The following is a 23342-nucleotide window of genomic DNA, read 5'->3' as shown; positions in this document are numbered from 1 at the left end:
ATATGACATCAAATCAACCTTATTTACTCCGTGCATTCTATGAATGGATTGTGGATAACAATTTGACGCCCTACATTGTGGTTGATGCGCATGTATCAGGTACTTTGGTGCCTCAAGAACATGTACGCGATGGTCAGATAGTGCTTAACGTGTCTCCTGCATCTTGTGGCAAGTTATTACTGGGTAATGAGGAAATAACCTTCGATGCTCGCTTTGGCGGTGTACCACGTAATATCGTTGTACCTTGTAAGGCTGTGTTGGCCATATATGCTAAAGAAAATGGTGCAGGCACGGTGTTTACACCGGAAGATGATTTTGAAGGTGATGGTAGTGATTTAATGCCGACGCCGGTTCAATCCTCAGATACACCTGATCCCAAGTCAGCACCGAGTAAAGGCAAGAAGGGCAAACCCAATTTAACGATTGTTAAGTAAGTTAGCCGATACTAAGTCAAAAAAAGGTGCCAAATGGCACCTTTTTTATTTTCGGATTATAAATACTCAAACGCTTTAATGACTTGTTTTACCCCGTCAATATTGCGCGCTATGGTCGCCGCGATTTCTGCTTCCTTAGTACTAACTAAACCCATCAAAAAGACTTCTGAATTTTCTACAGCAACGTGAATATGAAAACCGTCAATACGTTTGTCGGCCACTAAGTTCGCTTTAATTTTTGATGTTAACCACACGTCGTGTGTTGTGGTGCTTGCCGATACCGGAGATCCCAAACGAATTTGGTTATGCAGTTTTTCAATGTTTTTGACCGATGTTGCCGCGACTTGTGCTTGATTGATTAGCGTTTCACTGGGCGCTTGACCGACTAACAGTACAGAGCCATTGAAAACATGAACGTGGATATTAGCTTGCTCGTCAATCGCTTTATTATCAGATAAGGCAATAGATATGCGGCTCGATACTGTCTTATCGTCTAGTTGAGTCCCCAAAGAGCGACGATCGTGGGCGGCCGAAGCAGCTCCCACACCGGCGCCTACCACTAAGGCTGCGCAGCCTTGCAAAAGAGTAAGCGTTAACAAAGCGCCAATGAGTAATTTTGAATGGTAATTTAACACGTCATTATTCCTGTGAGGTTTCTGGAAATAGGCAATCGTCTATTCCTTCGCATAAGTTATGAATAACCAAAAGATGTACTTCATGAATACGCACAGCTCTACTTGACGGAACTCTGATTTCAACATCGTTAGGGCCAAGTAAGCCGGCCATTTCTCCGCCGTCTTGGCCGGTTAATGCAACAATTGTCATATCTCGGCTCAAAGCTGCTTCCATGGCACTAATAACATTTCTTGAGGCACCATTAGGCGATATGGCGAGTAAGATATCTCCAGCTTGTCCTAGGGCGCGTACTTGTTTGGAGAACACCTCATCGTAACTTTCGTCATTTGCAATCGAGGTAATAGTGGATGTATCTGTACTTAGGGCAATAGCGGGTAGGCTCGGCCTTTCTCGCTCATATCGGTTTAGCATTTGGGATGAAAAGCTTTGTGCATGCGCCCCAGAGCCGCCATTACCACAGGTGAGTATTTTATTCCCGTTGATGAGGGCATTGACCATCATTTGTGTTGCAAGGGCAATTGGCTCAGGTAATTCCTCTAATGAGGCAATCATGGTTTGAATGCTCTCAGTAAAATTCGCTTTAACGCTTTCTAACATTCATGCTCCGGTGCATTTTATTGTGGCTATACATACTTTAACCAACTGATTTTATCATGATTGTTACTCAATACATCTATGCCGACTATATCAATTCTATGCGCGATTAACGAAGGGTTAAGCTGATTGTCGAGCATGTAGTGCTGAATCGCTGATTCAAACTTTCTTCTTTTATGTGGATGAAAGAATTCTACTGCACTGCCAAATTGCTGGCCGCTGCGAAATTTTACTTCTACAAAAACCAGTTCTTGACCATCGCGCATAATAATATCAATTTCGCCGCTTCGGCATCGGTAATTTTGTGTAACTAGAGCTAACCCTTGCTGCTGTAAATAGGTTAGTGCGCGAGCTTCACCCTGCGCACCCTTGCTCAATGAGCGTAAAGGGTTAGTCCATGGCAAGTGGAGTGATCCTATCTTGTGCAACCTTAGCCCAGGGTAATACGCGATGAATTTCGCCGTCAGCGCTAATACTTAAATCACCACTTAGCCCTTGAACAGATGCAATGGGTAAAAGTTTTAAGTGGCGTAATTTAGGCACTAAATTGTAGGCGTCATAGCCTAAAGCGAATAAGCGTAATAGGTTATCCTGGCTTTGTGGCCACAGTGCTCGTACGTCTTTCGCGAGCGCAGGCCAAGGGTTATTTGGCATCATCCACGGCATATCAATAAACGTGAGGTTGCGTAAATCTCGTATACTGTTTTTAGTTAGCTCAAGGGTATAGCTTCTTGAAGAGGCGAAAACAGAGATTTCACGGGCAGCAAAAGGGCTCAGACTTGACTCAATAATAGGATTAAGCAGTTCAGTTTGTTCAGGATTTGCGAATAGAATAATGGCGTCCACATCGCGCCGGTTTCGCTCCACGGCATACACTTCGGTGGTGGTAAGTAACTCAATCTGCCTCACTCTTTGGCGACTTTGCGCGACATCCAACAATTCAGATACGAGCTTACGCATATTTTTACTGTCGGTGAAGGTACCAGTCGCAGGCGCCACGTAGTCTTGCTGCTGTGCGTTGTGTTGCCATTGCTTAACAAACGCGTCAGACATACGCTGAGTGGTACTGGTGTCCGCAGCCAACACGATGGGGTGGCGAAAGCCTAACGTATGTATATGTTTTGCCAGTTGAATCGCTTCATCTTCTGGGGCGAGGGAAAAGTAGTACACCTCAGGCGCCTTGTTTTGTGGCATAGCATCGCTGAGGTCTGCGTCTTGCTGTGATTGCACCTGTAGGGGCAATGGCTCGCTCGCTGCCGTGTTTTCAGCTGAATCCGCTAGGCTTAGATTAGAATCCACTAGGTGTGAAGCAGGCATATTGCTGACTATTGAGTCGATGCGGTTTAACGCTAAAACAGACTTATCTTCGGGCAGTAAAGTAATGAGCTTAGCAATTTTTTCCTTTAATAAGGGGCCTATAATCACATCAAAATCAGCTACGAGCGCTTTTAACTCTTCAGGTGTTTTTAAGGCTGAATCGAAAAACTGTAGCTCTACATTGGTAAGAGTGGACTCGTTACTGAATCCGGCGGGTTCATTTAATTGCGCTAAATAAGCAGCGACGACGCCATCCTTAATCGCATTTCCTTGACTTGCTAAGCGTCCAGTAAGTGGAAGTAGTACCGCTAAACGTTTGGGTGAAATCGCTTTTTGCGCCATGGCGCTTAGTAATGTGTCAGGCAATAAATTCGCCAACGGATGAGAAGCATGCTTGGCTTGCCACTGATTTACCTGTGTTTTAAGTTTCTCAGGATGTGTCCCTTGCTGCTGAACAATCGCCTTGAGTTCGATCCATGATTTTAGCCTAGGTTCATTGATAACAGCTTGCTTGTCTTGCTTGCTCGTTAGGTTACCGATTGCGTGCCACAAGCGTAAGCTATGCTCTTGGTCTAGATTACCTGCTGCTATTAAGTTTTCACTGGCTGCCAGCCAAGCGTGCTGATACTCATCAATACGTGCCTGTAAGGCACTGATTTGAGCTGGGTCTTGCTGGCTTTTAGATAACCTAGTTATTAGTTTCTGTGCTTGTGCTACTGCAGGGGTGGGTAGCTGCATATAGCACTGCGCAAGGAGCAACTGGGCTTGAGGCTGATGATCTGGATGGATAAGTTCAGGCGTTAAAATATTCAGTAGCTTGATACTGGCATTACAGTTTTTTTCGTGCTGAAGCGAAGCAGCAGCCTGTAATAATAAGCTGTTACGTTGGGTGATGTCCCCGCTGGCGTCATACTGACGTTGCGCTTGGTTTAGGTAATATTGACTGTTAAGCTCTTGGTCAGGTTGCACTACCTTAGTATCTGGGCGTTTTACCGTGTGTTTTTTGTTTGGCGTATCTGCGCACGAGGCCATAAAAACGACTAGGCTAACAACCACTACCGACCTGATTAATTTCATTAAAAGTGCACTCATCTAACATCTTGATAATTCGCCCGTTAGTTTATACCAACGCTGACAAATATCTACCTGCACAGGGCGTAGGGAAACGGGAAGTTACAAGGTAAAATGGCGACAACATTGTTAAAAGGCATACAAAGTGGCAGATTTCGGAAGTTTGTTTATTGTTCCAACGCCGATTGGAAATTTAGAAGATATTACTTTACGCGCAATTCGAACCTTAAAAGAAGTGGATTTGATTGCCGCTGAAGATACGCGTCATAGCCAAAAACTCTTACAGCATTTTGATATTTCCACACGCTTAATTTCTTTGCATGACCATAATGAAAGCCAGCGGGCAACGCAGCTCATTGAAAAGATGCAGCAAGGGATGAACATCGCGCTAATTTCAGACGCTGGAACCCCGCTGATAAGTGACCCAGGGTACGGTTTAGTGAATCAGTGCCGAGCGAATAACCTAGAGGTTATTCCATTGCCAGGCGCATGTGCTGCGATAACGGCATTAAGCGGGGCGGGATTGGCGACAGATAGATTTCGCTTTGAAGGCTTTTTACCTGCTAAACAACAAGCCAAGGCTCAAGCACTTGAATCTATCGAACGTGAAACGGCAACTAGCGTATTTTATGAATCACCGCGAAGAATTGCAGATACCTTGCAAGCTATCGTTGATGTACTAGGCTGTGAACGCCGCGTTGTGCTAGCTAAAGAGTTGAGTAAAGCGTTTGAAACCTTTTACTCGGGCAGCGCAGGTGAGGCACTTGACTGGCTTCATGCCGATTCGAATCATCAGCGCGGAGAGTTTGTGTTAATGGTTGCTGGGCATAAAATGGATGTTAATGACATTCCAGAAGAGGCATTGAAGTTGCTTAAATTATTGATGGCCGAACTGCCTCCTAAGAAAGCCGCTGCAGTTGTCGCCCAGCAATATGGCCTGAAAAAGAATACGCTTTATCAAGTGGGTTTAGCGTTTGATCAGTAATATCGAGTTCATAGAAATGAATTTAAAGACATAGCGTAACGAAAATCGTTGGAGCAATTGGAGTTTAATTTTAGTGCGTAGTAGCGTGAATTCACCTATTATCCTCGATATCGAGGCCAGTGGGTTTGGAGCAACCAGTTACCCTATTGAGGTAGGTGTGGCGATGGACAATGACACGCGCTTTTGTCGTCTTATTCGCCCGCAGACTGATTGGCAACATTGGAGCGAAGAAGCACAAGGTCTGCATGGGATCAGTCGCAGTATGTTGCTTGAAAAAGGTGCACCAGTGCAACAAGTGTGTATTGAACTCAATCAACTCTTATCTGGAAGAACTGCATATTCCGACGGCTGGGTGGTGGACAGCCCATGGTTATCACGCCTATATGAAAGTGCAGGTATGCGCATGGCTTTTGAGTTGAGCCAGTTAGACATAATTTTGAATGAACGACAGATGGATAACTGGCACGAAACAAAATCGCGTATTTTGTCTCAAACCAAAGCGAAACGTCATCGTGCAAGTCATGATGCTGCGATTATTTTACAAACTTATCTAGCGACACGAAACTTATAAACTTACATGCCAATGATTGGCATCTCTCTCAGTACTTAACCCCATGGCCGCTGCGCCACTTCATTAGGATTCCATACTAGATGCAAACACACGATGCAGGCTGCTTAGATGAGCAGGTGATCGCGCATATTTGTGAACAACTCACGATCACTGGTTATTGTGTCGTTCAAGATTTTTTACCGCAATTAGTGATAAATGCCTTATATCTTGAGGCATGCAGTGACCAGCGTCTCAATTTCAAACAAGCCGCTATAGGGAGAGAGCAACTGCAGCAAGTCAATACCAATGTGCGCAGTGACAGCATCGCATGGATAACGGGTCAAAGTGAATCTCAAGGCTTGTTTTTGAAACTTATGGAAAATTTGCGCATAGAAATTAATCGTCGATTATTTCTCGGCCTATTCGATTACGAAAGTCATTACGCACATTATGGCCCCGGGGATTTTTACAAACGTCACGTGGATGCCTTTAAAGGAAGCAGCAATCGCTTACTCAGTAGTGTTGTCTATTTAAATGCGGATTGGACCGAAGCTGATCAAGGTGAGTTACTCATGTTTCATGATGAAGAAGTATCACCATTTTTGATAGTAGAGCCTGTTTTCAACCAATGTGTTATTTTCTTGAGTGAACAATTTCCCCATGAAGTCCGCGCGGCTAAAAGGGATCGCTACAGTATCGCTGGTTGGTTTCGAACGAATAACAGTATTGGTGGGCAAATCGATCCCCCGCGTTAGTGCCCGCTGTCGACTTATTGATGATTGCATTAAATCATACAAATAATATAACTTCGGGTGATGTGAACCAAATGTTGTTAATTAGGACAAGAGACTCCATGAAAATGAACATCAACAGTAAAACACTCATTGCATTCATCAGCGTCGCAATGAGTATTACTGCAAGTGCTACCGCCGCGCCAACCCCAGAACAGTTATACACCAAACAACTACCCATTACCCCAGAGTTAGCATTGCCAGGGCAGTACACAGTTGGTGTGAAAACCCTTGAAGTTGTGCATGAAAAACAACTTAATACTCAAGATTTCACCTCACAGGTTGACCGCCCTTTAACATTAGAAGTGTGGTATCCGGCACAATCTCAAGTGGCTACAACACAACAGGCTAGCTATGAAAATGTGACTAGGCTACACAAGCCTTTTAGTCTGAAGGGAACGGCGCATAGAGATGCCCAACCGAAAAGTGACGGGGCGTATCCGCTTGTGGTGTTATCTCATGGTTATACGGGCTATCGTACGATTATGTACTATCTTGGTGAACACTTAGCCAGCCATGGTTATGTGGTTGTTGGCATTGATCATACTGACTCAACAACCGAAGATGTTGATTTCATTAAGGCTGGCTTTTCTGGGTTTCCGAGTACGCTAATTAATCGTGCACGGGATCAGCAATTCGTGCTCGACTATTTTAGCCAAGATAATTCCGATATTGCTCACATTACCAATACTAATGATGCCGCCGTGATTGGATATTCTATGGGTGGCTTTGGCGCAATAAACACCATTGGTGCCTGTTATGACTTTCACCAACAGGGCTTGCAGCGTTTAGGTTTTCCTGAAGACGCAGCCAAACAATTGATGCCTGTGTTTAATAGCTGTGCCGCTGGCAGAGAGTCTGTTGATCCTCGTTGGAAAGCCATGATTGCCTATGCTCCTTGGGGCGGCGAAACTTCAGTGCACAATGCGAAATCGATGAATGAAATCACGGTTCCTAGCTTGTATGTAGCAGGGGAGCAAGATGATGTGTCTGGTTATGAAAAAGGCGTTAAAAAGCTGTTTGAACAAACCGGCAGCGAAAATAAATATTTAATGGTCTATGAAAATGCGCGTCATAATATTGCACCGCACCCTGCGCCAAAAGTGGCTTACGAAACCGACGCTGATTTGGGCCATTACATCGAACCGAGCTGGAACAATGAGCAGCTTAATCGGATAAATGAGCACATGAGTTTGGCGTTTTTAGATTGCTTCGTGAAAAAAGATGACGGCAAATGTGCTTATCTACCTCAGCGTGACAATGCCACTCAGGTAAAAGATGCTAACGGTAAGCTAACGAAAGCATGGCCAGGGTTTGCAGACCGGTGGGCTACAGGTATTCGTTTTTATCGTGGCGAGAACGCCAAGTAGTAACCAGAATAGCTTATCTAGTGTACGAGTGTATAAGGTAGCCCGTTTACGTAACGGTAAACGGGCTTTTTTAGTGATTGACTAAACGTTAATGCTTCGCGGCGTAGTCTTCAACGGCTTGCCAAACACGTAAAAAGTTACCACTTAATATTTTTTTAATGTCAGCTTCTGAATAATCACGATCCATCAAACCTTGCACTAAATTAGGGTAGGTTGAGACATCCTTTAAGCCTTCTGGCAAGGAGTCACCCACACCGTCGTAATCGGAACCAATACCCACGTGATCTATACCAATCAGTTCGACTACATGGTCGATATGATCAAGCACGGTATCTACGTTGGCAAACGGAAACGGATTTTTCGCAATGTACTGTTCATCAAACGCGACAACAAGGGGGCTGTCCTTGCCTTCTTTTTCTACCAATGCTTTACTTTTTGCAGTCATTTGATTGCGCCAGTTTTGCGAAATCTTACTGACGAAGGTAGAGCCAAAATTAATTTGTATCACACCGCCGTTTTCACCTAACGCTTTGATCATGTCATCATCCATGTTGCGCTCAAAGCCCGGTGTGAACTTACGTAATGAGGAATGCGAGGCTATAACGGGCACCTTACTCACTTCGATAGCTTGATAGAATGCTTTATCTGATACGTGAGAAATATCTACCATGATGCCTATGTTGTTCATTTCGGTGACAAGCGTTTTACCGAACGGACTTAAACCTTTCCATTTCCGGCGTATATCGTAAGAGGAATCAGCGATATGGTTGCTTTGCGAATGAGCGAGCGTAATGTATCGAATGCCCCGTTCGTAGAATGTTTTTAGATTATCTACGCTACCTTGGACAGGAGAGCCATTTTCCATGCCCATAGGTAGTGAAATCAAACCTTGTTCAAATTGTTCCCTTACATCCGCAACGCTTTTCGCAATCGCAAACTTATCCGGTGCGCGTCCTACAATCGCTTCAACATAATCAATTAATTTGTGGGCCAAGGCCGTGGACTCATCTGAATCATCTAAGCTTGCCGGCACATAAATAGACATAAAAGGTGCATTTAAGCCACCTGCCTTTGCCCGCGGGTAGTCAAAATCACCGTCTTCGGTGGCTTTCGTGACGTCTACCCATTTCTCATTTACGCGATAAGGTACATCAATGTGTGAATCGATGAGTATCGTGTCTTGAGTTAGCTGAGTTGCTTCCTCAGAGGCTTGATAAGCGGCGCTCACCGAGCTTGAAAAAGCCAGTGTGCAGGCAATGAATAATGCAGTTTTGTGTAAGGTTTTCATGTCGTTCCTTTGATTATACTTTTTATAATATGACTGTTTGAGGGCAAATCGTCTTGTACACACGGAGGAAAGTGGTGTGTATATGGATGGTATAGAAGAAGGATACGTAAAGTAAAGAGTAGGCAAAGAACGCCAGAAAAAAGCCGCGCTTGCTAAGCAAGCGCGGCCAAGTGTTTGCAGGCTAGACCTTCGTTAGGTGAAATAGCAAGCTGCTTTGCGGAGTCAATAGCGGCATTTGCATGCCCAATTGCATCAGTAATTCACCGCTAAATACGTGGCCGTCAACAGCCCCTAGATGATTAGCGAAACCAAATAAACCGGATTTAGGCCATTTGTCAGTGTTCTTTATCGGCCAAATAATATCAAGCTTGTACTGGCTGTTTTTCTCTAAGCCTGCAAATTTGTATTGGTCCGGTAAGGTTGCTGAACTACAAGCAATTAGGCTATATGAAAACAACGCCTGAGACTTATCTTTAGCAACAATACCCAGCCCATTCATATAAGCGGGAAGTTCCAAGCGGAATAGATCACCACTGTGTACCAGAGCGCGATGTTGCTTGTATAAGTCGGTCATGGCTTTGAGCTCAACTTTTTCGGCGTCGGTTAGCTCTCGTAAATCCATCTCCATGCCCATGTGACCAAATAACGTCACTGAAGCGCGCATTTCCATGGACACAGTACGATGGGTAATGTGACACTCTCTTGGGCCAACATGTGAGCCCATCAGCTCTGAAGGCAAGAAATACGAGAAACCGTTTTGAATTTTGAGACGCTCAAGTGCATCGTTAGAATCTGAAGTCCATACGCGGTCAGTTCGCGCCAGTACGCCATAGTCAGCACGACCGCCGCCAGATGCACAGCTTTCAACTTCCACTTGGGGATGGGTTTCACGAATTTTATCCAGTAAACGATACACAGCATGTATTTGATTGTGCCCACCGGGCTTACCGCTATGGTTACCTTGATGGTTTAAATCGCGGTTCATGTCCCATTTTACGTAGCTAATATCATACTCTGTAAGTAGCGAGTCTAAGCGTTCAAACAGGTAGTCGAACACCTCTGGACGAGACAAATCGAGGACTAATTGATTACGGCAATCTATCTGTTTGCTGACTTCATTACCTAATACCCACTCAGGGTGCTGACGATAAAGCTCGCTGTCAGGGTTAACCATTTCAGGCTCAAACCACAAACCAAACTCTAGGCCTTGGGCTTTTACGTGATCAATGACTGGGGTTAGGCCCTGTGGATAAAAGGCTTTGTCGACATACCAGTCACCTAAACCTGCGGTGTCATCGTTGCGGCCAATAAACCAACCGTCGTCTAAAACAAAGCGTTCGGCGCCCATTTCAGCAGCTCTTTCGGCTAGGTCTTTCAGCGTGTCAACGTCGTGGTTGAAGTATATGCCTTCCCAGGTGTTGTAGTGCACTGGGCGAGGCTTATCGTGCACGCTTTGACGAATAATGTGGGTTCGTACGTACTGATGAAACTGCTGAGACAGCACAGACAAGCCTTGGTCAGTGTAGCTAGCGAACAAGGTCGGTGTTTGGTAGCTCTGATCTTTTTCTAGCACAATTTCACCAGGGAAAAGCAACTCGCCCATTTGTACATAAGAGCGCCCGTCAGCCATTTTCTCAGCGACGATCTTGTGATTACCGCTCCAGCCTAAATGAAATCCGTAGGCTTCACCCTGAGCTTGATTGGTGGTTTTTGGGTGAAGTAATAGCGCGGGGTAACTGTCATGTGAGGTTTTACCTCGACGATTTTCGCGCACGTATGAACCAAAAAATTGATCCAAGCTATGTTGCTGAAACTCTCCAGCCCAATGGCCTTCGAAGCCAATAATTTGATCGAAGTCGGCAGGGGTTGGAACGGTAGCCGCTGCGCACCAGTCTAGCGTAATTGATTGTTCTGTGATGTTGTTTAACACCGTATCAAAGGTCAGAACATCCGTTTCTGCGTCTAGCTTAATCGTCACTACGACTTCGACACCACGGGCAGCATCAACACTGGTTAGGGTGACGCTGTGCTCATTACTCTGAGTCACTGTCTTTAACTTAGGATTCGCAGCCCACTGATCTGTGTCACCGTGCAAACTAAGCCCAGGTAAGCCTGTGAACCCTTGGCCCGATGTTGGCGTAATGCACAGGTCAAGTTCAACAATAGGTGACACCGGCGCTTCTTGACGCAGGCGCAATGCACGCATCATCTCACCAGTCGATTGTTCTGATAGCTTAGTGCGCCAATAAATGATCTGTGGGGTATTGTACCCGACGTCTAAAATTAGACTGCTTTTTTGCCCATGAAGTGCAATGAATTGTGCGGCATGTTGCGTCATATAGAGACCCTAAATTAAGTAACTTTGTTCAGAATGAAATGAATAGGTTATTTTACTCGTTTTTTAAAGCATATAAATAGTATTATTTAACTTCTAGTAACATATTGTGTCGCCCAGCAGCTGTTTTTGATCTGCTTAATGCATGCTACAGCGTACTGAAATTAAGGATAAAGCAAATTTTACCTTTAATTAACCACTGACAAAAGCACACTCACAATAACCGACTATGCTGTTAAAGGTTGTTTCTTATTTACGTCGTTAATCTCGTCGTTTTTAGCAGGCAACCTAATGAAAAATAACGGGTTTAATGGTTTTTGTTGGCTGTTTCGCTTAGCTAAGATAAATACTATTTTAGACCTTAGTCATGTTGCGCATATGTTGACAAATTGTATTAATACTATTTAACATACATATCAATAGGTGAGCTGAGTGGCATGATCCTATAGTTATGCGAGTAGTTTGAGTGGAACGGTAAGCTTGCAAAACGCCAGAAAAACAAAGAACACATCATATTAACAGGACACAAACGGGGCACATCCCATGAAAAAATCATACCTTTGGTCGGCTGTAAAAACCGCCCTATTAGTACCCACTGTTGCTGGTTTATCTATGCAAGCAACAGCACAAGAAGCAAGCGACGACAGCAACCTAGAAGTCATTCAGGTTCGCGGTATTGTAAGCAGTTTAAAACGCGCCATGTCTGACAAAAAAGAAGCACTTATTGTTTCTGATGGCATCGCCGCAGAAGATTTAGGTAAATTCCCTGACTTGAACGTTGCTGAGTCTTTGCAACGTATCACAGGTGTTTCAATCGACCGTAGTGGTGGTGAAGGGCAAGCGGTTACCGTTCGTGGTTTCGGTCCCCAGTTTAACACTGTACTTGTCAACGGACGTCAGCTAGCGACAGATAGTGGCGGTCGTGAATTCAACTTTGACGTACTTGCTGCCGATCAAATTACAGGTGCTGACGTTTACAAAAGTACCCGTGCTAACCTGCAGGAAGGTGGCATAGGTGCAACCATTAATGTTTCTACTGCACGCCCGTTTGACTATGAAGGTTTCCAGCTCATTGGCTCAGTTAAAGGTATGTACGAGACGCTTTCTGAAGAAACATCTCCGTCTGCTTCATTCCTTGTTAGTAATACATTTAACGACGACAAAATGGGCGTGTTATTAGCCGTTTCTCGTCAAGAGCGTGATATTCAAATTAACCAGGTGGGTACTGCTGGATGGCGTCCTGGTCAAACAATCTCTAACCGTGATGATGGTGTATTGTTCACCAACGCTTATATTCCACGTAACTGGGATCAGGTTATTGATCAGCAAGAGCGTACACGTACTAACGCAAGTTTGGTTTTCCAATTTGCTCCTTCAGATGAAGTGAACATTACCCTTGACGGTTTTGTGTCTAAATTCGAAGTAGATTCGCAAGTGACTGACTTAGCCGCATGGTTCGAGCCAGATCGCGTTGCCAACGCAACAATCGACCAAGAAACCGGCACTTTGCTAACGTTTGATCAGCAAATTGGTATTCACGGTGGTAGTGGTGACCCAGCATCTGATTTCGTATCTCATACGCGTAATTCACGTGACTCTCAAAGCGATGGTTTCGGCTTAAACGTTGAGTGGGATATCACCCCTCAGCTTAAAGGTACTTTCGATGTATCAACTTCATCTGCTGAGAATGACCGTGCCGGTAAAGACCGTTTTAACGTAGTGGGTATTATTAACAACTACGCGTTTGACGGTACAAGCGGTGTGCCTGTTGTATCTCACGAAGGTTTCGGCGGCGATACGTTACCTGACGCTAGTCGCGCTCGTTTGCACTACAACGAAAAGGGGTTGACCTTTACTGACGAAGACGAAATTAATGAATTTAAAGCTGATTTTGTTTACTTAGCGGATTCAGACGTTTTCCAGAAAGCGCAATTCGGTATTTATCGTCAAGAGCGTGAAAAATCAGCATTTCAAATTTACGGTAGTCAGTGTGCATTCTGTGGTTACGGTACAGAAGCGCCAATTGACACTATCGGGTTTGAACCTTTCACCGCGAAGAACTTCTTCTCTGGTTACCCTGAAACCTTCTATAGCTACGACGGTGATGCATACGTAGACTTCCTTGCTGACTCGGGTAACCCAATTGTACCTACGTTGCAAAATAACCGTTATACCATCAACGAAGACATTACTAGCTTATACCTAGACTTCACCTTCTTGTATGACATTGGTGATATGCCGCTAGCAGTTAATGTTGGCGCGCGTTACGCTGAAACTGATATCAGCGTTGCCGCGGTACAAAGCTTTATTAAAGACGTCGTGCCAACTACCGATTTAACTTTGTTCTCGAATGAGTTTGGTCCAGCGACTAACATCGAACAAGGCGACAGCTACGCAAACTTATTACCAAGCGTGAACGTGAAGTTAGATCTTACCGATGAAATGGTTCTACGTTTCTCTGTATATGATTCAATGACGCGCCCAACTATGTCTCAGTTGTCACCAGCGACAACCTTCAATGAGCCTCGTCGTCAGAACTTAACGGCAAGTGGTGGTAACCCGTCGCTTAAGCCGTTTACCTCTGAGAACTGGGATTTATCATTCGAGTGGTATTACGCCGATGCTAGTTACTTCACTTTCGCTGTATTTAGCAAAGAAGTTGAAGACTTTATCGTGACCTTGACAGGTGAAGAGACATTTACTTTCTCTGATCGTACTGCAGCTGACGGATTTAGATGTAACAACGACACAGGCGATAACTTGTGTGCAGTTGGTTTGTCTCTTGATGATACGCGTCCTGATTTTGATGTAGTGGCAAACACTGAAGAGTTGAATGGTGCAAGCGAGGTTTACACTGTAAGCCGTCCGCAGAACACTGAAACGACCAAGGTAACCGGCTACGAAGTCGCATTGACTCACGTATTTGAAAATGGCTTCGGTGTTATGGCGAATGCCACAGTAGTTAACGCTGATACAGACTTCTTGGAAGGCTTAGGCGATTCACAAAACTTAGTGGTTTTCTACGAGCAAGACAACTGGCAAGCACGTATCGCATTTAACAACCGCGAAGCATTCTTACGTAACGTTGACAACGGGTTTAATGGCGAGCCTATTAACACCCAAACATTTGGTCAATGGGACGTCAGTGCAAGTTATGACATCAACGAAAACTTCACAGTCTTCGTTGAAGGCATTAACGTAACGGAAGAAGAGCTAGTGCAAACTGGCCGTTTCGACAATCAAGTTTACTCGATTGAAGACAACGGTGCTCGCTATGCAGTGGGCGTTCGCGCTAAGTTCTAAGCTTGTTACAAATAAGCGCAGTGTGTGTCTACATACTGCGCATATCTGATTGCTACATCATGGCTCGCAAGTATTAAGCGGGCCATTTTTCCTATAAAATAACAGGTTGAATAGAGTACCCCATAAAGGATGTCAGGCTTTATTGGGTAGGTTATTTAACGGTAATTTAAGTGTTTACCTCTCCACTTAAATTAGAAAGATAATAGTGTGCAAGCTATCGTACTCACACTTGTTACTACGCGGACTAAACCATTCATGTCAAAAGCGGTAAATAAAATAGTCATAGTCGGTGGCGGCACTGCAGGCTGGTTAACAGCCGCTATTATTGCAGCCCAGCATAAGACGGACGACAACCAGGGGTTGCAGATCCTATTGGTTGAATCTTCTGACATTCCCACAGTGGGGGTCGGCGAGGGCACATGGCCGACCATGAAGAACACCCTGCAACAAATTGGTTTAAAAGAGAGTGATGTCTTTGCGCGTTGTCACGCTGGATTCAAGCAAGGGGGCAAGTTTGTCGATTGGGTGCATGGCAACGGCGACTTTTACTATCACCCTTTTACTGTTCCTCTTGGGTACGGTCGAATAGATCTTGCACCCTATGTAGATAATATCGAGAATTACGCTGTAGAGTCTAACTTTCAACATCATGTTTGTGAGGCTGGTTTAGCCCCGCGTTCAATGGCTGAGGCCGAATACAAAGGCCAGTGCAATTACGCTTATCATCTTGATGCAGGGGAGTTTGCTGAAGTTCTAAAAGAACACTGTAAAAATACCCTTAATGTCAGTCAGATTATCGGCACGGTAGCGTCTGTCAATTTAACCCCTGAAGGCGCCATTGGTTCTATTTTGCTGAGTAATCAGCAACAAATCGATGGTGATCTATTCGTTGATTGCACTGGGTTTTCTTCTTTATTGCTAGGGCAGGCATTAGAGGTTCCTTTTATTTCTGCTGACAAGGTCTTGTTTAATGATTCAGCCTTGGCCTTACATATGCCCTATGAGAGTGGCACAAGCCCTATTGCCAGCCATACGATAGCAACAGGGCAAAATGCCGGTTGGATATGGGATATCGGTTTAACCCATAGACGTGGCGTAGGTCATGTGTATTCCAGCCAGTATTTGTCGGATGATGAAGCAGAAGCGAACTTGCGCCGCTATTTAGGCCCCACATCAGACGATATTCCAGTGCGTAAGATTAGTTTTAAATCAGGTCATCGAGCACAAGTTTGGAAGCAAAACTGCGTAGCAGTCGGCATGTCTGCTGGTTTTGTTGAGCCTTTAGAAGCCACCGCTATTATGTTGGTTGAAATTTCAGCCCGCTTTATTGCGGATAACATTCCGCCGGATGCGAGCTTAACGCCGATCATCGCTAAACGTTTTAATCAGCAAATGGCTTATCGCTGGTCGCGGATTATCGACTTTCTTAAATTACACTACATGTTGACCAAACGCCCTGAACCTTACTGGCAGGCGCATACCGACCCTGACTCAATTCCTGATTCACTAAAAGAAGATTTAGCATTGTGGAAGTTCCGCGGGCCGATCAGCGCGGATTTTGATGCCGCGATAGAGCTATTCCCTGCGGCGAGTTATCAGTATGTGTTGTATGGAATGGGGTTTAAGCCCGATTTTAGCCGGCAAGCACATTTATACAATCAGCAGCAAAACGCACAGAAAGTAATGCTTCGTAATCAACAGCTTACCCAGCAGTTGCTAGAAACCCTTCCTCCTCACAGAGAATATATAGAGCGGTGGTTAAGCACCCAGAGTATGAGATAACCATGAGCACACTTGTTGAATTAAGTAATACCGTACATAAAGATTTAAAGCTTCGCGAAAGTTGCCTGGCTGAGTTTGCTGCTAGCCAACAACTTATGCGCCTTCGCGTACCAGAGGTAGGAAAAGCAGCAACCAATTTCCCGCTCTTTTTCTCACGTAATCAGCAAGACGGCAGTTGGGTGTTATCCGCACTGGGTAGCTTTGAGCCGATGCAAAATGTGTTTGTGGAACAAGGGCGCTGGAATGCGATTTATCAACCCGTCAGTTTACAAACGTATCCGTTTTATTTGATGCAATCCCCGAAGCTCGAAAATAGTTACACTATAGGCATTTTAGAAACCAGCGAGGCTTTTTCCAAAGATAGCGGCGAAGCTATTTTTGATAGTGCCGGTAGAGCTTCAATGCATTTGAGCAAAGCGAAAAATTTGCTTGAGGCAAGTATCAAACAAGACATAGACACTTATCGTTTTATGAAAGAAACAGAGTCACTAGGTCTGATTAAACCTATCGACTTGCAATTAGTATTCGAAGATGGAAACACCCAGAATATTGCTGGCCTGTGCACCATTGACGAAGACAAATTGCAAAGTTTAACCGCTGAAAAGATGTCAGCGTTAAATGATAGTGGCTATTTGATCGCTATACACGCCATGTTGCTCTCAATTTACCAGCTCAACTTGTTACTTAGAAAGCACAATGAACGCAATACCCATAATAAGATCACTCAACTTAAAATCGAAGTAGCGAAAGACAGAGTGGCGTCTTAACCCTTTACACTTGTTTTGTTTTTGCCACATATCAGGGTGGCAAAAGTCTAGATTATTAAGCACATAAATAGCAATCATGGTACAAATCACATGATTGCCGAGGAAATATCAGATGTCAGAAAATATGGTTCAAGCGGCGGTATTCGCCTTGGTTACGGGCATTATTGGCTTGCTGACTTATTTGAAATGCCGTGGTCATGGACACAACCAGCAAAGCCAAAATAAGGAATACTTCTTAGCCGGTGGTGGCTTAACCTGGATGTTCGTTGCAGGCTCTATTACCTTAACTAACTTGAGCACAGACCAATTAGTCGGAATGAACGGCAATCAAATGGCGCTCCTTGCTTGGTGGGAGTTCGCGGCGGTGATTGGTCTGATTATACTGGCTAAAGTATTTATCCCTATTTACTACAAGTACAACTGTACGACGACCACTGAGTTATTAGAAAAACGTTATAAAAACAAACATATACGTGCAGTTATCGGCATGTTGTTTTTCTTAGGTAATGCGCTGATATACATGCCTGCTGTTATTTACTCAGGCTCATTGTTCATGCAAACCATGTTTAACGTTGACATCCCATTGATGTACATTGCGATTGCGTTTGCTGCACTAGGTGCGGTTTACGCTATTTTTGGTGGGTTGCGCGCGGTAGCGGTATCTGACACCTATTCGGGCGTATTACTCTTAAGCATGGCGGTACTGGTGGTGTTCTTATCACTGGCTGCTATCGACTTCGATTTTAGCGGTATTCCTGCTGACCGTTTAACCTTAGTGGGTGGCCCTGACTCACCGCTACCTTGGCCTACATTGCTAACTGGCATGATCTTTATTCAAATGTATTATTGGGGTACGAACCAAACCATCACCCAACGCGCCATGGCCGCGCCAAATGTGAAAGAAGCGCAAAAAGGGGTATTTGCAGCAGCAGGTATTCGTATTCTTATCGTACCTGCCATCATTGTTTTACCTGGTATTGTGTCGTTTAAGTTGTACGGTGATATTGGAGATGCAGCCTATGGGCGTATTGTCGGAGATGTAATGCCATTGTGGCTAACGGGCGTATTCGCTGCTGCTATGGCTGCAGCGGTATTGTCTACCTATAACAGCTTATTGAATTCAGCGACTGCGTTATATGTGTGTGATATTCATGAGGCTTACGTTAACGACAATCCAAATGTCGCACGCTTGAGTGGTTGGGTAACTGCTATGTTGACAATATTGTCGCTGGTATTGGTACCGATTTATCAGCAAGCCGACAGCATCATTAACTTGTTGCAACAGTTAAATGGTTTATTAAGTATGCCAATATTGTCAATATTCGTTGTGGGGCTGGTGTTCAAGGATGTTGATGCAAGAGCGGGCATTGCAGCTGTTATTTTCGGCGTATTGCTATATGGCTCACTGACTTTCGATTTCTCGCCTGTGTATACGACGTTGCATTACATCCATCTTATGCCAATCACTTTAGTGTCATGCATCAGCTTCGCATTGTTCATCAATCGTTTTGTGTTGGGGCAAAGAGCAAAGTTAGCGTGGGGCAGTAACGACGGCCTTGAAGCAGAAAGCAAAATTTAAAAATTTAATTATCGGAAGAGACATGAACAACCTGAGAAAGAGTAACATCCGTAAATTGCCTAAAGGTACGTTTGATACGCTGATCATTGGTGGTGGTATCAATGGTGCCGTCGCCGCTGCAGCTTTGGCGGCTAAGGGTGTAAAAGTAGCCTTAATTGATAAAGGTGATTTTGCCGGTTTTACCAGTTCTAACTCTTCAAATTTAGCCTGGGGCGGGATCAAATATCTTGAGAGTTACGAATATGGTTTGGTAAACAAGCTGTGTAAAAGTAGGAATCACTTGATGCGTAGCTACCCATCAACGGTGAAAGAGATCCGCTTCTTAACCAGTATTCAAAAGGGCTTTCGCTTTCCTCCTGCGTTCATTTACATGGGAACCTTGCTGTACTGGTTCATGGGACGACTGTTCACCAGGATGCCTAACTACCTCACCGGCGGTAAGATCAAATCACTAGAGAAGGTGATTAATACCCAAAACGTCAGCGGTGGGTTTGAATATTCAGATGCCTATTTGCAAGATAACGATGCGCGTTTTGTATTTAACTTCATTCGCTCGAGTATGAGCTACGGGTGTATTGCCGCCAACTATGTTGAGTCGCTTGGCTCTACTCGTAAAGATGATGTGTGGGTCACAAAAGCCAAAGACGGCTTAACTGGCGAAGAATTTGAGATTTCTTCGAAAGTGTTGATAAACGCTGCTGGTCCTTTCGTAGACCCACTAAATGAATTGAATGAGGAAAAAACAGATCACCATCATGTGTTTTCAAAAGGTATTCATTTAATCGTTGATCGCGTGACAGACAGCAACAAAGTACTGACTTTCTTCGCTGATGATGGGCGCTTATTCTTCGTTATCCCTATGGGGCCAAAGACCTGCATCGGAACAACGGATACTCAAGTGGATAACCCCTACGCACATGTGACTGAGGCAGATCGCCAATTTGTACTCGACAATGTTAATAAGCTTCTTGCCCTTGATAAACCACTGACCAAAGAAGATGTCATTGCTGAACGCTGTGGGGTTCGCCCATTAGCGATAAAAGGTACTGGCGGGAAGGCCGATTGGGTACAACTTTCGCGTAAGCACGCTATTGATCAAAATGCCCAACATAAATATATGTCTATTTTCGGCGGTAAGCTGACAGATTGTATTAATGTTGGCGATGAAGTGGCGGGTATCGTAAAAGAGTTTGGTATTGAGTTACCGTACGCCGATTTCAAATGGTACGGAGAACCTGACGATAGCGTACGGGATGAGTTTTTCCACCGAGCCAAGTTGATGAACTTTGACGCGTTAACGCCGGCGACGTCTTCTGAGCCGTTGACATCACGTTTTTGGCGGCGCTATGGTCGAAACGCGATTAACATGCTCGAAGCCATTCGTGAAAACCCAGAAAAGGCAGAATTGCTCATTGAAAACTCTGAGTATTTACGCGTAGAAATTGAGCACGCAGCACAACGAGAAATGGTCACTAAATTAGAAGACTTCTTGCGTCGACGTTCGAAAATATCGCTAGTGGTACGTCAAGAAGATATTCTAGCTGCACCAGGGTTACGCGAGGCATGTGAAATATTGTTCGGTGATGAAGCTGAAGCTAAGTTACAGGAATATATCACCAGTGTAGGTAAAGATGTTAGTCCCCGTGAAGATGTGGTAGCTTAACCTTGTTCGAGGCGGTGCGACCTTAGTACCGCCTTGGATACAGCAAGAATAAAGAGTGATGTGTTAGATTTTGAACTAGATTTTTCACTTGAATGAACAAGTGGCAACTATTTCATTAACATTCGTGACAATACTCAATAAATAAAAGATACTTGCTGTTGTGGAATTAGCATTTAGGGACCGCATATTTAATGGCCTTGAGGCCATTTTTTTATATCTGTTCATCAGACGGTGACGCATATGACGGTTTGCTAATTAGCGTTAACAAATAACCAGATTTGAACATTAAAGTAAGAGATATCCTCTATGACAATCAGCTATATCCCTCTTGATAAAGAGAAACATAAAGATTTAAAAATCAATTTACAGCACGACTTTGGCTACGCAAAAGAAGCCCACATAGCTGCTGCTTCTATTCGCGAGTACGCGCAGTTAGCCAGTGTTATGCCTGTTGTTTTCGTTAAAGATCCAAATTCTGAAAATTTCCATTCAGTGACCATGTTAGGCACGGAAAAAGGCAGCAATTTATTCGTTCATGAAGGCAAGTGGCAAGTACATTGTTTGCCTATGAATATTCAACGTTATCCTTTTGATGTTCGCCCTGATGGCGAGAAGCTTGGTGTATTCTTTGATGAAAACAGCGCGCTAATTACTGATGACGGCGAACCTGTATTTACTGCAGAAGGCGAGCCTAGTCCATTTTTAGAGAACCGTCAGCAATTGCTTTCTGAACTTGCTAACAGCGAAATGGCCACCCAGCGCTTCATTAAGAAATTAGTTGAGCTAGAGTTGCTTGACCCAATTGAATTGTTAGTGAACTACGCTAATGGCGAAAAGCGCAACATCACAGGCATGTTCAGTGTGAGCGAAAAGCGTCTTCAAGACTTAGGCGAAGAGCAAGTGGTTGAGCTACACAAAAGTGGTTTCCTAGGCGCTGCTTATGCAGTGTTAATGTCACTAGGTCAGCTTAATCGTTTGGTTCACTTGTCGAATAATACCGACAAGCCGATTCAAAACTTACAATTGCGTGTTGGTGATGCTATCAGCAAAGAGCAACCTGCAGCAGAGCAGCCAGCTAACAGCTAATGTAAAAGAACGATGTGAAAGCCCGCTAAAAGCGGGCTTTTTTTATGTCTGCTCATTTAATAGGGATATAACTCGTTACACATTTGTGTCCCTCTTGGTACAAAAATCAATTACGCTATCCCTTGCTTTTACATGGTCAGCCCCAACCTAACATTAACACTTATCAAAATAGCCGAGGAAATGTGAACTATGTCCGACCCGACTTATACCCCACCAAAAATCTGGTCTTTTGATGCTGCAAATGGAGGCAAGTTTGCCAACATTAACCGTCCAACTGCGGGCGCTCGATTTGAAAAAACGCTTCCTCGTGGTGAACATGCTTTGCAGTTGCACTCAATGGCGACGCCAAATGGTGTAAAGGTTACTGTGATGCTTGAAGAGTTACTTGAAGCCGGTTACAGCGGGGCGCAGTACGACGCATATCCAATTAATATTGGCGACGGTGATCAATTTGGCAGCGGTTTTGTGGATATCAATCCAAACTCAAAAATTCCTGCTTTGATAGATACGTCCAACTCCCCAGAAACTAGAATATTTGAGTCTGGCTCTATTTTGCTTTATTTGGCCGAAAAATTTGAAGCTTTTATTCCAAAAGATCTTGCTGGTCGTACTGAGTGTATGAACTGGCTATTTTGGCAAATGGGTAGCGCGCCTTTCTTAGGCGGCGGCTTTGGTCACTTTTATGCCTATGCGCCAGAGAAGTACCAATACCCCATTGATCGCTATGCGATGGAAGTAAAGCGTCAGCTAGATGTACTTGATAAACAACTGGCAAAAAATAAATTTATCGCGGGTGACCAGTACACGATTGCCGACATGGCAATATGGCCTTGGTACGGCTCGCTGGTGCGTAATGTTGTTTATGAAGCCGCTGAGTTTTTACAAACACACGAATATACGCATCTTGTTCGCTGGGCTAATGACATTGCCCAAAGGCCCGCAGTTAAGCGTGGCGTGAAGGTTAATCGCACATGGGGAGAACCCGAAGACCAAGTGCCTGAACGTCATTCAGCAGCGGATTTTGCAGGCAAAGTTTAAGCTTTAGTTCGCTGGCATTTACTCGATGAAAGCCACTTTTTAGTGGCTTTTTCTATGTCGCCTGATAATTCGACCACAATTCAATTCATTCCAGTTTATCTTGACCGCTTTTAGTCTTGATTAACTTATCTTTAGATGTAGCTACTTGAACTACACTTAGTAGACAAAAACCACAGTGTCATAATCTAGCTATAAAGTTTCACGGAAGACCGCAGGACCACGTTATTAATATTCACTATCAAACAGGTAATCATCATGATTGAGTTTTCATTGAACGGGAAAAAAATCACTTCAGATGCTGAGGCTGATACGCCTTTGCTTTGGGTAATACGAGACGAATTTGGTCTTAAAGGCACCAAGTTTGGCTGCGGGATTGCCATGTGCGGTGCTTGTACTGTGCATTTCAATGGTTCCCCCGTGCGTTCCTGTTCACTGCCGATTAGTGCTATTGCTAACGCAGAGATCCGCACAATAGAAGGATTAGACAATCAGCATCCGCTGCAAAAAGCGTGGGTGGAACATCAAGTGCCTCAGTGTGGTTATTGTCAGTCTGGGCAAATTATGCAGGCGGCTGGGCTACTGGCAACCAATGCAGATCCAAGCGAAGAGGAAATTGAAGCCTACATGAGCGGTAACCTATGTCGTTGTATGACATACGCTCGCATCAAAGAAGCCATTCAAGATGTTGCGGGGCAATCCGAGTCGGTTGTGCAGATATATAATCCTAAGCGCGACGCACAGGGAGTAAGTTAA

At 44.4% G+C, this 23342-nt stretch carries 19 protein-coding genes; 13 read left to right on the top strand and 6 right to left on the bottom strand.

Going from position 1 to position 23342, the window contains the following annotated elements; translation table 11 throughout:
* Window positions 1-2: 2 nt before the first annotated feature.
* On the top strand, window positions 3-434 hold the full coding sequence (locus tag GCHA_RS03170; protein WP_007984955.1) for a ClpXP protease specificity-enhancing factor: 432 nt from the start codon (window positions 3-5) through the stop codon (window positions 432-434).
* A 56-nt stretch (window positions 435-490) separates the two neighbouring features.
* On the opposite strand, the gene dolP is transcribed toward GCHA_RS03170, so the two are convergent.
* Genes dolP through GCHA_RS03150 form a run of 4 tightly spaced genes read right to left on the bottom strand, consistent with a single transcriptional unit; the run spans window position 491 to window position 4058 of the window.
* Window positions 491-1069 (bottom strand): division/outer membrane stress-associated lipid-binding lipoprotein, encoded by a 579-nt coding sequence (gene dolP, locus GCHA_RS03165; RefSeq protein ID WP_007984953.1) that lies wholly within the window; start codon window positions 1067-1069, stop codon window positions 491-493.
* A gap of 4 nt (window positions 1070-1073) precedes the next feature.
* Window positions 1074-1667, bottom strand: a complete 594-nt coding sequence (locus GCHA_RS03160) for a phosphoheptose isomerase (protein WP_007984951.1) — start codon at window positions 1665-1667, stop codon at window positions 1074-1076.
* 26 nt (window positions 1668-1693) lie between these two features.
* A complete protein-coding gene (locus GCHA_RS03155) occupies window positions 1694-2068 on the bottom strand; it encodes a YraN family protein (protein ID WP_007984949.1) in 375 nt (124 codons plus the stop codon).
* On the bottom strand, window positions 2055-4058 hold the full coding sequence (locus tag GCHA_RS03150) for a penicillin-binding protein activator (protein WP_039992014.1): 2004 nt from the start codon (window positions 4056-4058) through the stop codon (window positions 2055-2057). Before GCHA_RS03150 ends, GCHA_RS03155 begins: the two co-directional genes overlap by 14 nt.
* A gap of 139 nt (window positions 4059-4197) precedes the next feature.
* Here GCHA_RS03150 and rsmI point away from each other — a divergent pair, with 139 nt between their 5' ends.
* The 4 genes from rsmI (at window position 4198) to GCHA_RS03130 (ending at window position 7748) form a co-directional block, all read left to right on the top strand.
* Window positions 4198-5037, top strand: coding sequence for a 16S rRNA (cytidine(1402)-2'-O)-methyltransferase (rsmI, locus tag GCHA_RS03145; RefSeq protein WP_007984944.1), 840 nt, complete (start codon window positions 4198-4200; stop codon window positions 5035-5037).
* A gap of 73 nt (window positions 5038-5110) precedes the next feature.
* Complete coding sequence (locus GCHA_RS03140; RefSeq protein WP_007984943.1) at window positions 5111-5608, top strand: 3'-5' exonuclease family protein; 498 nt, start codon at window positions 5111-5113, stop codon at window positions 5606-5608.
* An 80-nt stretch (window positions 5609-5688) separates the two neighbouring features.
* The gene (locus tag GCHA_RS03135) at window positions 5689-6342 is read left to right on the top strand and encodes a 2OG-Fe(II) oxygenase (protein ID WP_007984941.1); all 654 of its coding nucleotides are present in this window, start codon (window positions 5689-5691) and stop codon (window positions 6340-6342) included.
* 98 nt (window positions 6343-6440) lie between these two features.
* Window positions 6441-7748: an alpha/beta hydrolase family protein gene (locus tag GCHA_RS03130; protein ID WP_007984939.1), complete on the top strand. Its 1308-nt coding sequence runs from the start codon at window positions 6441-6443 to the stop codon at window positions 7746-7748.
* 88 nt (window positions 7749-7836) lie between these two features.
* On the opposite strand, the gene GCHA_RS03125 is transcribed toward GCHA_RS03130, so the two are convergent.
* Window positions 7837-9036, bottom strand: coding sequence for a dipeptidase (locus GCHA_RS03125; protein ID WP_007984937.1), 1200 nt, complete (start codon window positions 9034-9036; stop codon window positions 7837-7839).
* Window positions 9037-9217: 181 nt separating this feature from the next.
* A complete protein-coding gene (locus tag GCHA_RS03120; protein WP_007984936.1) occupies window positions 9218-11374 on the bottom strand; it encodes an alpha-galactosidase in 2157 nt (718 codons plus the stop codon).
* A gap of 540 nt (window positions 11375-11914) precedes the next feature.
* Between GCHA_RS03120 and GCHA_RS03115 the strand changes: the two genes are divergently transcribed.
* From GCHA_RS03115 to GCHA_RS03080, 8 genes are all read left to right on the top strand, one after another.
* Window positions 11915-14674: a TonB-dependent receptor gene (locus GCHA_RS03115; protein ID WP_007984934.1), complete on the top strand. Its 2760-nt coding sequence runs from the start codon at window positions 11915-11917 to the stop codon at window positions 14672-14674.
* Window positions 14675-14929: 255 nt separating this feature from the next.
* Window positions 14930-16456 (top strand): tryptophan halogenase family protein, encoded by a 1527-nt coding sequence (locus tag GCHA_RS03110; protein WP_007984933.1) that lies wholly within the window; start codon window positions 14930-14932, stop codon window positions 16454-16456.
* 2 nt (window positions 16457-16458) lie between these two features.
* A complete protein-coding gene (locus GCHA_RS03105) occupies window positions 16459-17223 on the top strand; it encodes a SapC family protein (RefSeq protein WP_007984932.1) in 765 nt (254 codons plus the stop codon).
* A 112-nt stretch (window positions 17224-17335) separates the two neighbouring features.
* A complete protein-coding gene (locus GCHA_RS03100) occupies window positions 17336-18802 on the top strand; it encodes an SLC5 family protein (protein WP_007984931.1) in 1467 nt (488 codons plus the stop codon).
* A 22-nt stretch (window positions 18803-18824) separates the two neighbouring features.
* On the top strand, window positions 18825-20465 hold the full coding sequence (locus tag GCHA_RS03095) for a glycerol-3-phosphate dehydrogenase/oxidase (RefSeq protein ID WP_007984930.1): 1641 nt from the start codon (window positions 18825-18827) through the stop codon (window positions 20463-20465).
* A 306-nt stretch (window positions 20466-20771) separates the two neighbouring features.
* Window positions 20772-21551, top strand: a complete 780-nt coding sequence (locus GCHA_RS03090) for a SapC family protein (protein WP_007984929.1) — start codon at window positions 20772-20774, stop codon at window positions 21549-21551.
* A 189-nt stretch (window positions 21552-21740) separates the two neighbouring features.
* Window positions 21741-22589, top strand: coding sequence for a glutathione-dependent disulfide-bond oxidoreductase (yghU, locus tag GCHA_RS03085; RefSeq protein WP_007984928.1), 849 nt, complete (start codon window positions 21741-21743; stop codon window positions 22587-22589).
* A 255-nt stretch (window positions 22590-22844) separates the two neighbouring features.
* Entirely contained in the window at window positions 22845-23342 is a 498-nt protein-coding gene (locus GCHA_RS03080; RefSeq protein WP_007984927.1) for a (2Fe-2S)-binding protein, read from the top strand.

It is taken from the genome of Paraglaciecola chathamensis S18K6, assembly GCA_000314955.1.
Lineage (GTDB): Bacteria > Pseudomonadota > Gammaproteobacteria > Enterobacterales > Alteromonadaceae > Paraglaciecola > Paraglaciecola chathamensis.
The sequence above is the reverse complement of the archived record's forward strand: the minus strand, read 5'-3'. Positions and strand labels throughout refer to the sequence as shown.